The organism is Albidovulum sp., assembly GCF_008933605.1.
Lineage (GTDB): Bacteria > Pseudomonadota > Alphaproteobacteria > Rhodobacterales > Rhodobacteraceae > Albidovulum.
Genome location: NZ_WBUS01000089.1, coordinates 1 through 14,184, shown reverse-complemented (window position 1 = coordinate 14,184; position 14,184 = coordinate 1). Strand labels below are relative to the sequence as shown.

Here is a 14,184-nt window from a genome sequence, read left to right as displayed (position 1 = left end):
GCAGATGATGCTGACATGCGCGCCGATGGCGCAATCGCGGCCGATGCGCACGCCGGGGCCGATGACGGCCTGCGGTCCGATGACGGAGCCCGCGCCGATCTCGGCGCCCGGCCCGACGATGGCGCCGGTGGGCAGGGATGCCGCCTGAAATGAAGCGGGCGCCGCTTCCGTGGCGCCCGCAGCCGTGGGTTCCGTGGGTGTCGGATCAGTTGGCGAGCACGCCCTGTTCACGTGCCGCCGCAAGCTCGTCGGCGTCCACCGAGCCGTCGCCGTTCACGTCGACCTGGGCGAAAAGCTCAGGCGTCATGTCCGGGTAGGCGGCGGTCAGTTCCTCGATCGAGTAGCTGCCATTGCCGTCGGTATCGGTCACCACCGTCTGCGCCTGGGCGGCACCGGCGAGCGCGAGGCCGAACACGAAGGCCGAAATCGTCTTGTTCATCCGTCTCTCCTTTGTCGCGGTCCGGAGCCCCCCGGCGCGCTTGCCCTGAATCTGGGGGGCAGGGCGGCCGGGCGCAAGGACCGTTGCAGGGGGAGAAGTCGTCTTTTCCTCCCCCGTTAGGCAATAACATCCCCGGGTTTCCGCCGGTTCCGGCGAAAACGCGCCGCGGGGAAAGAAAAAGGGGGGCCTTGGCCCCCCGAGTTTCGCCGTTCAGGCTCATCCTTGTTACCGCTCGGTGTTCTCGCCTGCGGCCTGAACGTCGTCGGGGGCGAGCGCACCCGCCCCGGAACCTGTCACCGGAGTGACCGGAATTCTCTTCTCAACTGCATCCGCTCGTCGCGCCGCAGGTGTTGCACTTCATGCAGGTGCCGTTGCGCACCAGCGTGTAGTTGCCGCATTCGCCGCAGGCCTCGCCCTCGTAGCCCTGCATCCTGGCCTTGGCGCGGGCGTCCATCGTGACCGTCCCGGAGGCGAGCGCGGTGGCGCCGCCGCCGAAGGCCGCCTGCGCCGTCACCGGAATGAGCGTGTTCAGCGCGGCGACCGGGTCGCCCGCAAGCGCGGTCGCCCCCATCCCGCCTTGCAGGACCACAAGCTCCTGCGGCAGGCGCTTGCGCATGTAGCCGGTGGAGGCGACCTGCTTCAGCACCTCGAGCGACTTCGAGGCGGCCTTCTCGCTGACTTCCGCCAGGTTCGCCTGGCCCTCGTTCGCGCCGCCGCCGAGATCGTCGAAGCTCGCGCCCACAGGCTTCACATGGGCAAGATCGGTGCGGTCGAGGTAGCTGATTGCCAGCTCGCGGAAGATGTAGTCGAGGATCGAGGTGGCGGTCTTGATCGCCTCGTTGCCCTGCACCATGCCCGCCGGCTCGAACTTGGTGAAGGTGAAGGCATCGACGAATTCCTCCAGCGGAACACCGTATTGCAGGCCGACGCTGACAGCGATTGCGAAGTTGTTCATCATCGCCCGGAAGCCCGCGCCTTCCTTGTGCATGTCGATGAAGATCTCGCCGAGCGCGCCGTCCTTGTACTCGCCGGTCCTGAGATAGACCTTGTGGCCGCCGACGATGGCCTTCTGGGTATAGCCCTTGCGCCGCTCCGGCAGCTTCTCGCGGTGCGAGCGCACGAGTTCCTTGACGATGACCTTCTCGACGATCTTCTCGGCGAGTACGGCGGCCTTCTCCTGCGCCGAGCCGTTGCTGAGGATTTCCTCCGCCTCCTCGTCATCCTCGACGAGGGCCGAGGCCAGCGGCTGGCTGAGCTTCGAGCCGTCGCGGTAGAGCGCGTTGGCCTTGATGCCGAGGCTCCACGACAGCTCGTAGGCCGCCAGCGTCTCCTCGATCGTGGCCGAGTTCGGCATGTTGATCGTCTTGGAGATCGCGCCCGAGATGAAGCTCTGCGCCGCCGCCATCATGGTGATGTGGCTCTCGACCGAGAGGAACCGCTTGCCGGTCTTGCCGCAGGGGTTGGCGCAGTCGAAGACGTGGTAGTGCTCGGGCTTCAGGTGCGGCGCGCCTTCCAGCGTCATCGTCCCGCAGACATGGTCGTTCGCGGCCTCGATCTGGGCCTTGGTGAAGCCGAGGTGTCGCAGCAGGTCGAACGTCGGGTCGGCGAGCTTTTCCGCAGGAATACCAAGGGTTTCGCGGCAGAAGCTTTCCCCCAGCGTCCACTGGTTGAAGACGAAGCGGATGTCGAAGGCCGAGGGCAGGGCCGCCTCGATCTTCTCCACCTCGGCCAGGCCGAAACCGTGGCCGATGAGGGCGGTGTGGTTGATGCCGGGGCAATTGCCGAGCGAGGCATGGCCGACGGCATGGGCGATGATCTCCTCGATCTCAGCCGACCGGTAGCCGAGCGTCTCCAGCGCTGCCGGGACGGAGCGGTTGATGATCTTGAAGTAGCCGCCGCCCGCAAGCTTCTTGAACTTCACCAGCGCGAAGTCCGGCTCGATCCCGGTCGTGTCGCAATCCATGACAAGGCCGATCGTGCCGGTGGGCGCGATCACCGTGGCTTGCGCGTTGCGGTAGCCGTGCTTCTCGCCCAGCGCCAGCGCCTCATCCCAGGCGGATTTCGCAAGGGAAACAAGGGACTGGTCGGGGCAGTTCGCGTGGTCGAGCGGCACCGGCCTGACAGCCAGCGCCTCGTAGCCCTCCGCCCGCCCGTAAGCCGCGGTGCGGTGGTTGCGGATCACCCGCAGCATGTGGGCGGCGTTCTTCGCATAGCCCGGGAAGGGCCCGAGTTCGCCCGCCATCTCGGCCGAGGTGGCATAGCTGACGCCGGTCATGATCGCCGTCAGCGCGCCGCAGAGCGCGCGGCCCTCGGGGCTGTCGTAGCCGAGCCCCATGGTCATCAGCAGCCCGCCGATATTGGCGTAGCCGAGGCCGAGCGTGCGGAAGTCGTAGGACCGCTGGGCGATTTCCTTCGAGGGGAACTGCGCCATCAGGACCGAGATTTCCAGCGTCACGGTCCAGAGCCGCGTGGCGTGGACATAGGCCTCCGCGTCGAACTTGCCCGCCTTGTGGAAGGTCAGGAGGTTCATCGACGCCAGGTTGCAGGCCGTGTCGTCGAGGAACATGTATTCCGAGCAGGGGTTGGAGCCCCGGATTGCCCCGTCTTCGGGGCAGGTGTGCCAGGCGTTCACCGTGTCGTGGAACTGGATGCCGGGATCGGCGCAGGCCCAGGCGGCATGGCCGACCTGCTGCCAGAGATCGCGGGCCTTCACGGTTTTGGCGATCCTGCCGTCGGTGCGGCGGACCAGCTCCCAGTCGGCATCGTCCTTCACCGCCTTGAGGAAAGCGTCGGTCACCCGGACGGAATTGTTGGAATTCTGCCCGGAGACCGACGCATAGGCTTCACTGTCCCAATCGGTGTCGTAGGTCGGGAATTCGATGCTCCCGTAGCCTTGCCTTGCATAGTCGAGCACACGCTTGACGTAGGTTTCGGGGATCATCGCCTTCTTGGCGCCCCGGATCGCGGCCTTCAGCGCGGCGTTCCTCGCCGGATCAACCGAATCCTCGCTTGCGCCGTCCCACTGGCGGATCGCCGCGAAGATCTCGTTCAACTGCTTTTCGTGGCTCTTGGAGCCGGCGACCAGCGAGGCGACCTTCTGCTCCTCGATGACCTTCCAGTTGATGAACTGCTCGATGTCGGGGTGATCCATGTCGCAGATCACCATCTTGGCGGCGCGCCGCGTGGTGCCGCCCGACTTGATCGCGCCCGCCGCGCGGTCGCCGATCTTGAGGAAGCCCATGAGGCCCGAGGACTTGCCGCCGCCCGAAAGCCGCTCGCCCTCGCCGCGGAGCGAGGAGAAATTGGTGCCGGTGCCCGAGCCGTACTTGAAGAGCCGCGCCTCGCGGACCCAGAGGTCCATGATGCCGCCCTCGTTGACCAGGTCATCGCTGACCGACTGGATGAAGCAGGCATGGGGCTGCGGGTGTTCGTAGGCGCTGTCGGACTTCACCAGCTTGCCGGTGGCGTGGTCGACGTAGAAGTGTCCCTGGCTCGGCCCGTCGATGCCATAGGCCCAGTGAAGCCCGGTGTTGAACCACTGCGGGCTGTTCGGCGCGGCCATCTGCTCGGCCAGCATAAAGCGCATCTCGTCGTAATAGGCCCGCGCGTCGGCCTCGGAGGAGAAGTAGCCGCCCTTCCAGCCCCAGTAGGCCCAGGCGCCGGCGAGACGGTCGAAGACCTGCCGGGCCGAGGTCTCGCCCACGAAACGCTCGCCCTCGGGCAGGTCCGCCAGCGCCTTCTCGTCGGCGACCGAACGCCAGAGGAATTCGGGCACGCCCTTTTCCTTCACGCGACGCAGGCGCGCGGGCACGCCGGCCTTGCGGAAATACTTCTGCGCCAGAACGTCGGACGCGACCTGACTCCAGCCCTCCGGCACCTCGACGGCGTCGTTGCGGAACACGATCTTGCCGTCGGGATTGCGGATTTCCGAGGTCGTCGTGGCGAACCCGATGCTTGCGTAGGCATCCTGCCCGGCCCGGGTGAATCTGCGTTCGAACTTCATTTCTGCCCCATCGTTCCAGCGTTAAGCGGCGCGCCCCTTTACAGTGCGTCTTGCCGCGCCTTCGCCCCCGAGGCGTGATCGGTCACATGCCCTCCCCGCGCGGCGCGTGCGCTCGCCGCGTTCCGGCGTTGATGTCGCCGGATGTGTCTTGAGGTGTTATCCCGTCCCGCCGCCACTAAATCTTGTGGCTTGTTCGTTGGCTTGCACAACCTGACGTAGGTTGGGCCCTCGGGTCAACAGATTTTTCACGACTCCCTGCCGTGTTTTTCTGTTGACGGGTCCCGGCGTTCGGCGGGCAGGACCGGCGGGTGATTCCATTTCCGCCGCGCGGGACAGGCGGGGGACCGCAAATCGCATTCCATCCCGCGCATTTGGACGCAGGCGCTGCGACCGTGGCTCAACCGGCGAACAGATGCGACGATCCATGGACCCGGCGGCAAAGCCCGGACGGCGGGCGCCCTTGGCGGCGGCGGGCGGGGAGGTCGGCCTCATCCGGATGGCGTGGTCGGGGCGGCGAGATTCGAACTCACGACCTACGGTACCCAAAACCGCCGCGCTACCAGACTGCGCTACGCCCCGACGCGTCGTTCCTAGCGGCTTGCCCGTCCGAGGGAAAGACCCAAGCTAGTCGCAGGGCCAGAGCGCGCCGGCCTGGGCCAGGCGCGGGTGGCGCATTTCCGCCCCCTCGGCGAGCCCGAGCCGCGCCGCAAGGCCGCCCTGGATTTCCAGGACCATCAGCGTCGCCTGCGGCCCCGGGATCGGCGTCTGATCCCCCGGCACCGCGTTGGCATGGACCCCGTTCACCCGGCCGTCGGCGCCGACGAAGACCATGTCGAGCGGAACGAGCGTGTTCTTCATCCAGAACGACACCGCCTGCGGGCGGTCGTAGATGAAGAGCATCCCGCCGCTTGCGGGCAACTCCTGCCGGAACATCAGCCCCTGGGCACGCTCGGCCTCGTCGTCGGCGATCTCGACCGAAAAGCGCGCCTGCCCGCCGTCCCAGCGGAACTCGGCCCGGCCGTCGGAGCAGGCGGCCCGGGCGCCCTGCCCCGCCCCGGCGACAAGCAGGAGGGCGAGCCAGCCCGCGCGGATCATCGCGGCTCCCTGAGCGCCGCCTCCCAGGAGGTGACCTGCGCCGCCATCCGGCCACGCTTGCCGTCGATCACCCGCAGGCCGACCGCCTCGCCCGGCTGCAGATCGGCAAAGCCCGACCGGCGCAGGATCTCGATATGGATGAAGACGTCCTCGGGCCGGCCATAGACATTCGCGAAGCCGAAGCCCTTGCCCTTGTCGAACCACTTCACCCGGGCGGGCTCCAGCGGCAGGGCGGCGATCGCGGCAGCGTCGCTGTCGCCCAGATCCTCGATGGGCGCGCCGTCGTCGGTCTCGGGTGGAAGGATTTCGCGCACCTCGACGGCCTGGGCGCCGCGCGCGGTCTGCTGCACCAGGACCCTGATTCGCGCGTTGTCGGCAACGGAGCTCTTGCCGAAGTTTCGCAGGACGTTGGCGTGCAGCAGGATGTCGCCGCCGCTGCCGTCCGCGACGATGAAGCCGAAACCCTTGGCCGGATCGAACCATTTCACGCGGCCCGAGACCTCGTGCTGGTTCTGTTGTTCTTCAGTCATTGTCCGTTCCCATTCCCGTCCCGCCGGACGCCGGGGAGACGGATTGAAGTTCAGCTAGCACCTCGAGCTACTGGTAACCACATGTGCGAAGGTTAGGGACTCAATCGCGTGATTGTCCAATCCTCCGCCAGCGTTGCGCGACGCCATTGGAACCGGTCGTGAAGTCGAAAGGCCCCGTCGGCCCAGAATTCGATCTCCAGCGGCGTGAGCCTTATCCCCCCCCAGAAGGGCGGACGCCCCGGCGCGATACCATGCGCCGCCGTCACTCGTGCCACATCCGCCATCAGCCCCGCGCGGGAGGCAAGCGGTTCCGATTGCCTCGACGCCCAGGCGCCGAGGCGGCTCTGAAGCGACCGCGAGGCGTAATACTCGTCCGCCTTGGGGCCCTCTTCTCGACTTGTAACACCCCTGACCCGGATCTGCCGCCTGAGCGACTTCCAGTGCAGGACGAACGCCGCCTTGCCGGAAGCCGCGATTTCGCGTCCCTTGGCCGATCCGTAGTTTGTGTAGAAGAGAAATGCGTCGGCCTCAATCTCTTTCAAAAGCACCATACGCGCATTCGGCAACCCATCGATGTCAACCGTGGCCAGTGCGATCGCGTTGGGGTCGTTGGGTTCGGTTGCTTCGGCCTCGGCCAGCCAGGTTCGTGCGATCTCGAACGGGTCGGTGCCGGAAAATATCCCGCTGCGATCAGACATTCTTCTTTGTTTCCCGCCGTTTCTATTCCTGATTGCAACCGGCGCGACACACTCGCCAATTAGCGCCTCTCGCCCTTGAAGCAGCTTGGAACTTAGCCTAATGCTTCAACACTTGATAAGAAAGTGGCGCGGGGGCAGATATGGCAACCAATTTGATGGCCGGCAAGCGCGGCCTCATCATGGGCGTTGCGAACGACAAGTCGATCGCCTGGGGGATCGCCCGAGCCTGCGCCGATGCGGGTGCCGACCTTGCATTCTCCTATCAGGGCGAAGCGCTGAAAAAGCGGGTGGAGCCGCTCGCCGCCGAGGTCGGCGCGTCCGAAGTGATCGAGTGCGACGTATCGGACGCGGCCTCGCTCGACGCGCTCTTCGACCGGCTGAAGGCGGTCTGGGGCAAGCTCGACTTCGTCGTCCACGCGATCGGGTTTTCCGACAAGAACGAACTCCGCGGCCGCTATGTCGATACCGGCATCGACAACTTCCGCATGACGATGGACATCTCGGTTTATTCCTTCACCGCCGTCTGCCGGCGCGCGGCGGCGATCATGCCGGACGGCGGATCGCTGCTGACGCTGACCTACTACGGCGCCGAGCGGGTGATGCCGCACTACAACGTCATGGGCGTGGCCAAGGCCGCGCTCGAGGCCTCGGTGCGCTACATCGCCGAGGATCTCGGCAAGGACCGCATCCGCTGCAACGCGATCTCGGCGGGGCCGATCAAGACGCTCGCGGCCTCCGGCATCGGCGACTTCCGCTACATCCTGAAATGGAACGAGCTGAACTCGCCCTTGCGGCGCAACGTCAGCCAGGAGGAGGTCGGCAAGTCGGCGCTCTACCTGCTCTCCGACCTCGGCTCGGGTGTCACGGGTGAGACGCACCACGTCGACTGCGGCTATCACATCGTCGGCATGAAGGCGGTCGATGCCCCCGACATCGACGCCGTGACCGGGCGAAACGGCAACGGCAGGGACTGACGCACCGCCATGGGCGCCATCGCCCTGCCGCAGGCCGCGGCGCTCCTCACCGCGCTTTCGCTCGCCATCCTGACGCCGGGCCCGGCGATCATCGCCACCGTCCAGACCGCCTTCGCGCATGGCCGCAACCGGGCGCTGCCCTACGGGCTGGGACTGGCGACCGGCGCCTCGCTCTGGTGCCTGATGGCGCTTTTCGGGCTGGCGCTGGTGTTCAAGCTCAACCCGGTCCTCTTCGCGGCGCTGAAGGTCTTCGGCGGATTCTACCTCCTGTGGTTCGCCCGGGGGCTATGGAAGGCCTCCACCGCGCCCCTGCCGGAGGCGGCCGAGGGTCCGGAAAAGGGCGCCTTGCGCGGGTTCGCAGGCGGCATCGCGCTCAATCTCTCCAACCCCAAGCCCGCGCTCTTCTACGCCACGCTGATCCTGTCGGTCTTTCCCGAGCCGCTCGCGCCCTCCGGACAGGCCGCGCTCTATGCGCTCTGCCTCGGGACGGAGCTCTTCTGGTACGCGCTGGTCGCGGTTCTGATGTCGACAGCGCCGATGCGTTCGCGCTACTTTGCCGCCAAATTCTGGATCGACCGGGCCTGCGCCGTGGCGATGGCCCTGCTCGGTCTCCTGTTGATCATCCAGCACTGAACGAGGACCGCAATGAAGGACCGGCTTCCCCACGAGAAGGGCTTCCACGTCTCCTGGGACCAGATCCACCGCGATTCCCGCGCCCTCGCTTGGCGCCTCGACGGACACGGGCCGGACAACGGCGGCTGGCGGGCGGTGGTCGCGATCACCCGCGGCGGCATGGCACCGGCGATGATCGTCAGCCGCGAACTCGACATCCGCATCGTCGACACGATCTCGGTGAAGTCCTACAACCACCAGGCCCAGACCGAGCCGCGCGTCATCAAGGCGCCGCAGGCCGACATCATGGGCAAGGACGGCGAAGGGGTCCTGGTCATCGACGACCTCGTCGATACCGGCAAGACGCTGGAACTGGTGCGGAGGCTCTATCCGAAGGCGCATTTCGCCACCGTCTATGCCAAGCCGGCGGGCCGCGCGATGGTCGACAGCTACATCACAGAGGTCAGCCAGGACACCTGGATCTTCTTCCCCTGGGACATGGCGCTGCAGTATGTCGAGCCTTACCGCGGCCGGGACTGAACGGTTGCCCGGCCGGCCGGGCGGAACCCTCCGGCCGGAGGACTTGTGTATCGAAGACGCGCGCAGCGCGGGAGACTCAGAATGACGCTGCCCGTCAACCCCTGGATGGCCATGACCGAGGCGCCCCCGGTGATGGAGGCACGGCGCTGGCTTGACGGCGTGACCTTCCCGCCGGACCGGCCGCTGATCAACGTCAGCCAGGCGGCACCGATGGAGGCGCCGCCCGAAGGGCTCCGCCGCGCCATCGCGGAGGCGGCGCTGAACGATCCCGCCGCGCATCTCTACGGCCCCGTGCTCGGCCTGCCCGCGCTTCGCGCCGAGATCGCGGACCAGTGGTCGGCCGCCTATGGCGGCGCCATCTCGGCGGCGGATGTCGCGATCACGCAGGGCTGCAACCAGGCCTTCTGCGCGATCATGGCGACGATTGCCCGGAGCGGGGATGAAGTTCTTCTTCCAACCCCTTGGTATTTCAATCACAAGATGTGGTTCGACATGCAGGGGATCGGGGCGGTGCCGCTGCCCGCCGGGGCGGGGCTCGTCCCGGACGTCGCGGCCGCCTCGGCGCTCCTGACCGACCGCACCCGCGCCATCGTGCTCGTCACCCCGAACAACCCCGGCGGGGTGGAATATCCCGCCGAAACGGTCCGCGCCTTCTACGAGCTTGCCCGCGAGCGCGACCTCGCGCTGATCCTCGACGAGACCTACCGCGACTTCGATTCCCGCCCGGCGGCGCCTCACGACCTCTTCGGCGACCCCGGCTGGCGCGGGACGCTCGTCCACCTCTATTCCTTCTCCAAGGCGTTCCGGCTGACCGGCCACCGGGTCGGCGCCATCGTCGCCGATGCCGGCCGGCTCGCCGAGGTGGAGAAGTTCCTCGACACGGTGGCGATCTGCCCGAACCAGCTCGGCCAGATCGCGGCGCTCTGGGGGATGCGGAACCTTTCCCAATGGGTCGGCGGCGAACGCGCCGAGATCCTCGCCCGCCGCGCGGCGATCGAGGCGGGCTTCGCCACCCTGCCCGGCTGGCAGCTTCTCGGCGCCGGCGCCTTCTTCGCCTATGCCCGCCACCCCTTCGACCTACCGTCGCCCGAGCTTGCGAAACGGCTCGTCCGCGAGGCCGGCGTCCTCCTCTTGCCGGGCACGATGTTCCGCCCCGCGGACGACCCGGAGGGGGCGCGCGAGGTGCGCATCGCCTTCGCCAACATCGGCGTGCCGGCCATCGGCACCCTCATCGAGCGGCTGAGGGGGTTCCGCCCCTGACGGTCGGCCTTGCCCGACCCTCGCCGCTGGCCTAAACACCAGCGGAACATCTACCTCGGGGGACCAAACGCGATGTCGAGCTCCCTGCGCAGCAAAAAGCGCGGCAACACCATCATCTGGGTCCTCATGGGGCTCCTGGTCCTCGGGCTCGGCGGCTTCGGCGCGCGGAATTTCGGCGGCTCGGTGCGGTCGATCGGCACGGTGGGCGACCGCGAGATCGATCTGCGCGACTACGCCCGCACGCTCCAGCGGGAAATGCAGGCGGCCTCGGCGCAGGTCGGCACGCCCCTGAGCTTCGAGCAGGCACAGGTGCTGGGGATCGACCGCGCCGTTCAGGCGCAGGTGATCGCGACCGCCGCGCTCGACAACGAGGCTTCTTGGATCGGGCTTTCGGCGGGCGACGCCGAAGTGCGGCGGAAGCTGACGGCGATCCCTGCCTTCCAGGGCCCCGACGGCACCTTCGACCGCGACGCCTATGCGCTCGCGCTGAAGCAGGAAGGCTTCGGCGAGCGCGAGTTCGAGGCCAAGGTCCGCGACGAGGCCGCGCGCACGCTGTTCCAGAGTGCCGTGCTCGGCGCCACCGCCGCCCCCGAGGCCCTGGTGGGCAGGCTTGCCGCCTGGGCGACCGAGACCCGCGACTTCACCGTGGCCGAACTCATCGCCTCCGACCTGACGGAGCCGGTCGGCACCCCTGACGAGGCGGCGCTCAAGGCCTATTACGAGGCGAACCCGCAGGCATTCACCAGCCCCGAGACCCGCCACATCAGCTATGTCTGGCTGTCGCCCGAGAGCATTGCAGACCGCGTGGAGCTTGACGAGGAGGCACTCAGGAAGAGCTATGACGAGCGTGTCGCCGAGTTCGTCACGCCGGAACGGCGGCTCGTCGAACGGCTGGTCTTTCCGTCGGACGCCGAGGCCGAGGCCGCCAAGGCGCGGCTCGACGCCGGGGAGGCGAGCTTCGAGGACCTGGCGGCCGAGCGCGGGCTGACGCTCGCCGACATCGACCTGGGCGAAATGTCCAAGGCGGCGCTGGGACCGGCGGGCGAGGCGGTCTTCGCGCTGGCCGAGTCCGGCGTCGTCGGTCCGCTGCCCTCCGACCTCGGGCCCGCGCTCTATTCCATGAACGGCATCCTTGAGGCGCAGGAGACGACCTTCGAGGAGGCGCGCGACGATCTTGCGGCCGAGGCGACGGCAGACCAGGCGCGCCGACTCATCGCCGAGGAGGCCGATGGGATCGAGGACCTGCTCGCCTCGGGCGCGACGCTGGAAGAGGTCGCGGCCGAAAAGGGGATGGAGCTTGGCACCCTCGCCTTCAGCGAGGGGAGCGAGGAGGGCATCGCCGCCTACGCCGCCTTCCGCGACGCGGCCAAGGCCGTCAAGGCCGAGGATTTCCCCGCGCTCGCCCAGCTTGACGACGGCGGCGTCTTCGCGCTCCGGCTCGACAGCATCGCGGCCCCGGCGCTGCAGCCGCTCGACGCGGTGCGCGCCGAGGCGATCGCGGCCTGGCAGAGGGAGGAGACCCACCGCCGGCTCGTGGCGCTCGGCGAGGAGATCCGGGCGAAGGTGGACGCGGGCACGCCCCTCGCCTCCTCCGGCCTCGTCACCACGCGCTTCGCCGACTTCGCGCGCGGCGGCTTCATCGCCGATACCCCGGCCGAGGTGGCGAACGAAGCCTTCCGCCTGCCCGAGGGCGGAACGGCGGTGGTGGACGCTCCGGGCCGGGTGCACCTCGTCTCGGTCACCGCCGTGCATCCTGCCGACGCGGCGGGCGAGGAGGTCGTGGCGATGCGCGAGATGATCGAGGCGCAGGTGGGCCAGTCGCTCGCCACCGACATGTTCCAGCTCTTCACCCAGGGACTCGAGGCGAAGGCGGGCATCCGGCTCGACCCGGCGGCGATCAATGCCGTGCATGCGCAGATGAACTGAGGACCGGCCCTTGGCGATGATCCCTTCCTTCGAGGCCTTCGAACAGGGCTGGGCAAAGGGCGAGAACCAGCTCGTCTACGCCCGGCTCGCGGCCGATCTCGACACGCCGGTCAGCCTGATGCTGAAGCTCGCCGAGGCGCAGCCGATGAGCTTCATGCTCGAATCCGTCACCGGCGGCGAGGTGCGCGGGCGCTACTCGGTCGTAGGGCTGAAGCCCGATCTGATCTGGGAATGCCGGGGCGAGCGAAGCCGGATCAACCGGCAGGCGCGGTTCGACGCGGAGGCGTTCGAGGACCTGCCGGGCCATCCGCTCGCCACGCTCCGCGCGCTGATCGCGGAAAGCCGGATCGTAATGCCCGCGGGCATCCCGGCCATCGCTGCGGGCCTCTTCGGCTACCTCGGCTACGACATGATCCGGCTGGTGGAACACCTGCCGAACCTGAAGCCCGACCCCATCGGCGTGCCGGACGCCGTCCTCATGCGGCCAACCGTCATCGCGGTTCTCGACGGCGTGAAGGGCGAGGTGACGGTCTGTTCGCCCGCCTGGATCGCCTCCGGGCTCCCGGCGCGGGCGGCCTATGCCCAGGCGGCCGAGCGGGTGATGGACGCGGTGCGGGATCTCGAACGCTCCGCCCCGGGCGAGACACGCGCGCTCGGCGACGCGGCGCCGGTCGGGCCGCTCGTCTCGAACTTCACGCCGGAAGGCTACAAGGCCGCCGTGGAGCGGGCGAAGGAATACATCCGCGCCGGCGACATCTTCCAGGTCGTGCCCTCGCAGCGCTGGACGGCGGATTTCCCGCTGTCGCCCTTCGCGCTCTACCGCAGCCTGCGCCGCACCAATCCCTCGCCCTTCCTCACCTTCTTCAACTTCGGCGGCTTCCACATCGTCGGCGCTTCCCCGGAAATCCTCGTCCGCCTCAGGGGCGGCGAGGTCACGATCCGCCCCATCGCCGGCACCCGCCCGCGCGGCCGCACCCCCGAGGAGGACAAGGCGCTTGAGGCCGATCTTCTGGCCGACAAGAAGGAACTGGCCGAACACCTGATGCTGCTCGACCTCGGCCGCAACGACGTCGGCCGGGTGGCGAAGATCGGCACCGTCCACCCGACCGAGAAGTTCATCATCGAGCGCTATTCCCACGTCATGCACATCGTCTCGAACGTGGTGGGGGAAATCCGCGAGGATCAGGACGCGCTCTCGGCGCTGCTGGCCGGTCTGCCCGCTGGCACCGTCTCGGGCGCGCCCAAGGTCCGCGCGATGGAGATCATCGACGAACTGGAACCGGAAAAGCGCGGCATCTATGGCGGCGGCGTCGGCTATTTCGCCGCCAACGGCGAGATGGACTTCTGCATCGCGCTCAGGACCGCCGTGGTAAAGGACAGCAAGCTCTACATCCAGGCCGGCGGCGGCGTCGTCTACGACAGCGACCCCGAGGCGGAGTTCCAGGAGACGGTGAACAAGTCCAAGGCGCTGAAGGCCGCGGCCGAGGAGGCCGGGCTCTTCGTCCGGCGCGGCAACGGCTGACCGGCGCGGCCGGCGCCCCTCACTCCGCCAGCATCACCGCCGAGACCGGGCCGACGACCGAGCCCTTGGCGCCGGCGGCAATCCATTCCTGCAAGGCCGCGACCGTTCCGGGCGAGGTCGTCCCGGTGACGACGACGGCGCCCGTGCGTGCCGCCTCGAAGGCCGCGCGGTCGAGGAAGCGCTGGATCGTCGCCGGGTTCTCGCCCTCGGCGTCAAGGTCGCGGAAGATCGCGGCATGGGGCAGGCCCTCGCCCTCGGCCGCCTGCCGCGCGGGGTCGAGCCCCTTGGTGTAGGTCACGAGCCCCCTGCCCTCGGTCGCGAGCAGCGAGACGAGGTGCTGGGCGATCCGCCGGTCGGTCTGGAAGGCCGAGCCCCGGCGGCCGACGACGGCGACGGCCTCCGGCAGGGCACTCACTGAGCCCTGGTAGCTCACCTCCAGATCGCTCGCCGTCGCGCCCGCGGGCAGGTCGGGCGCGAGAATCGCCACCTCGTCGCCGGCGAGCCGGTAGACCGAGGCACGGGCAGCGGCATCGGGTGCCTCGGGGTCGATCGCGATCGTGACCGCCCCCCCGAGCTGGGTGAGCG

12 protein-coding genes, 1 tRNA gene and 1 pseudogene are annotated in these 14,184 nt (G+C 68.2%); 6 read left to right on the top strand and 8 right to left on the bottom strand.

Annotated features, from left to right (window positions below):
* The 7 genes and pseudogenes from F9K34_RS12215 to pdxH form a co-directional block, all read right to left on the bottom strand.
* Positions 1–231, bottom strand: a pseudogene (locus F9K34_RS12215) (UDP-3-O-(3-hydroxymyristoyl)glucosamine N-acyltransferase); the annotation flags it as partial.
* Complete coding sequence (locus tag F9K34_RS12210; RefSeq protein WP_291337247.1) at positions 206–439, bottom strand: EF-hand domain-containing protein; 234 nt, start codon at positions 437–439, stop codon at positions 206–208. The pseudogene F9K34_RS12215 and the gene F9K34_RS12210, both read right to left, overlap by 26 nt.
* Positions 440–758: 319 nt before the next feature.
* A complete protein-coding gene (locus F9K34_RS12205) occupies positions 759–4,442 on the bottom strand; it encodes a vitamin B12-dependent ribonucleotide reductase (protein ID WP_291337246.1) in 3,684 nt (1,227 codons plus the stop codon).
* A gap of 502 nt (positions 4,443–4,944) precedes the next feature.
* A tRNA-Pro gene (locus tag F9K34_RS12200) sits at positions 4,945–5,021 on the bottom strand.
* 45 nt (positions 5,022–5,066) lie between these two features.
* Entirely contained in the window at positions 5,067–5,537 is a 471-nt protein-coding gene (locus tag F9K34_RS12195) for a DUF192 domain-containing protein (RefSeq protein ID WP_291337245.1), read from the bottom strand.
* Positions 5,534–6,067, bottom strand: coding sequence for a cold-shock protein (locus tag F9K34_RS12190; protein ID WP_291337244.1), 534 nt, complete (start codon positions 6,065–6,067; stop codon positions 5,534–5,536). The genes F9K34_RS12195 and F9K34_RS12190 overlap by 4 nt, the downstream gene beginning before the upstream one ends.
* Before the next feature lie 92 nt (positions 6,068–6,159).
* Positions 6,160–6,765, bottom strand: a complete 606-nt coding sequence (pdxH, locus tag F9K34_RS12185) for a pyridoxamine 5'-phosphate oxidase (RefSeq protein WP_291337243.1) — start codon at positions 6,763–6,765, stop codon at positions 6,160–6,162.
* Positions 6,766–6,905: 140 nt separating this feature from the next.
* Between pdxH and fabI the strand changes: the two genes are divergently transcribed.
* The 6 genes from fabI (at position 6,906) to trpE (ending at position 13,599) form a co-directional block, all read left to right on the top strand.
* The gene (fabI, locus tag F9K34_RS12180) at positions 6,906–7,739 is read left to right on the top strand and encodes an enoyl-ACP reductase FabI (RefSeq protein WP_291337242.1); all 834 of its coding nucleotides are present in this window, start codon (positions 6,906–6,908) and stop codon (positions 7,737–7,739) included.
* A gap of 9 nt (positions 7,740–7,748) precedes the next feature.
* Entirely contained in the window at positions 7,749–8,372 is a 624-nt protein-coding gene (locus F9K34_RS12175; protein WP_291337241.1) for a LysE family translocator, read from the top strand.
* A 12-nt stretch (positions 8,373–8,384) separates the two neighbouring features.
* Positions 8,385–8,891 (top strand): xanthine phosphoribosyltransferase, encoded by a 507-nt coding sequence (gpt, locus tag F9K34_RS12170; protein ID WP_291337240.1) that lies wholly within the window; start codon positions 8,385–8,387, stop codon positions 8,889–8,891.
* Positions 8,892–8,972: 81 nt separating this feature from the next.
* Positions 8,973–10,151, top strand: coding sequence for an aminotransferase (locus tag F9K34_RS12165; protein WP_291337239.1), 1,179 nt, complete (start codon positions 8,973–8,975; stop codon positions 10,149–10,151).
* 72 nt (positions 10,152–10,223) lie between these two features.
* Positions 10,224–12,077: a peptidyl-prolyl cis-trans isomerase gene (locus F9K34_RS12160; protein ID WP_291337238.1), complete on the top strand. Its 1,854-nt coding sequence runs from the start codon at positions 10,224–10,226 to the stop codon at positions 12,075–12,077.
* 16 nt (positions 12,078–12,093) lie between these two features.
* Positions 12,094–13,599, top strand: a complete 1,506-nt coding sequence (trpE, locus tag F9K34_RS12155) for an anthranilate synthase component I (RefSeq protein ID WP_436405742.1) — start codon at positions 12,094–12,096, stop codon at positions 13,597–13,599.
* Between the two features lie 19 nt (positions 13,600–13,618).
* Here trpE and F9K34_RS12150 read toward each other — a convergent pair.
* On the bottom strand, positions 13,619–14,184 hold a 566-nt coding region (locus F9K34_RS12150), incomplete at its 5' end, for a divergent polysaccharide deacetylase family protein (protein ID WP_291337236.1).

What these genes read in the sequence shown, in the direction of transcription:
- F9K34_RS12210 (WP_291337247.1), bottom strand. Translation starts at nt 439, where the DNA reads ATGAACAAGACGATTTCGGCCTTCGTGTTCGGCCTCGCGCTCGCCGGT.
- F9K34_RS12205 (WP_291337246.1), bottom strand. Translation starts at nt 4,442, where the DNA reads ATGAAGTTCGAACGCAGATTCACCCGGGCCGGGCAGGATGCCTACGCA.
- F9K34_RS12195 (WP_291337245.1), bottom strand. Translation starts at nt 5,537, where the DNA reads ATGATCCGCGCGGGCTGGCTCGCCCTCCTGCTTGTCGCCGGGGCGGGG.
- F9K34_RS12190 (WP_291337244.1), bottom strand. Translation starts at nt 6,067, where the DNA reads ATGACTGAAGAACAACAGAACCAGCACGAGGTCTCGGGCCGCGTGAAA.
- pdxH (WP_291337243.1), bottom strand. Translation starts at nt 6,765, where the DNA reads ATGTCTGATCGCAGCGGGATATTTTCCGGCACCGACCCGTTCGAGATC.
- fabI (WP_291337242.1), top strand. Translation starts at nt 6,906, where the DNA reads ATGGCAACCAATTTGATGGCCGGCAAGCGCGGCCTCATCATGGGCGTT.
- F9K34_RS12175 (WP_291337241.1), top strand. Translation starts at nt 7,749, where the DNA reads ATGGGCGCCATCGCCCTGCCGCAGGCCGCGGCGCTCCTCACCGCGCTT.
- gpt (WP_291337240.1), top strand. Translation starts at nt 8,385, where the DNA reads ATGAAGGACCGGCTTCCCCACGAGAAGGGCTTCCACGTCTCCTGGGAC.
- F9K34_RS12165 (WP_291337239.1), top strand. Translation starts at nt 8,973, where the DNA reads ATGACGCTGCCCGTCAACCCCTGGATGGCCATGACCGAGGCGCCCCCG.
- F9K34_RS12160 (WP_291337238.1), top strand. Translation starts at nt 10,224, where the DNA reads ATGTCGAGCTCCCTGCGCAGCAAAAAGCGCGGCAACACCATCATCTGG.
- trpE (WP_436405742.1), top strand. Translation starts at nt 12,094, where the DNA reads ATGATCCCTTCCTTCGAGGCCTTCGAACAGGGCTGGGCAAAGGGCGAG.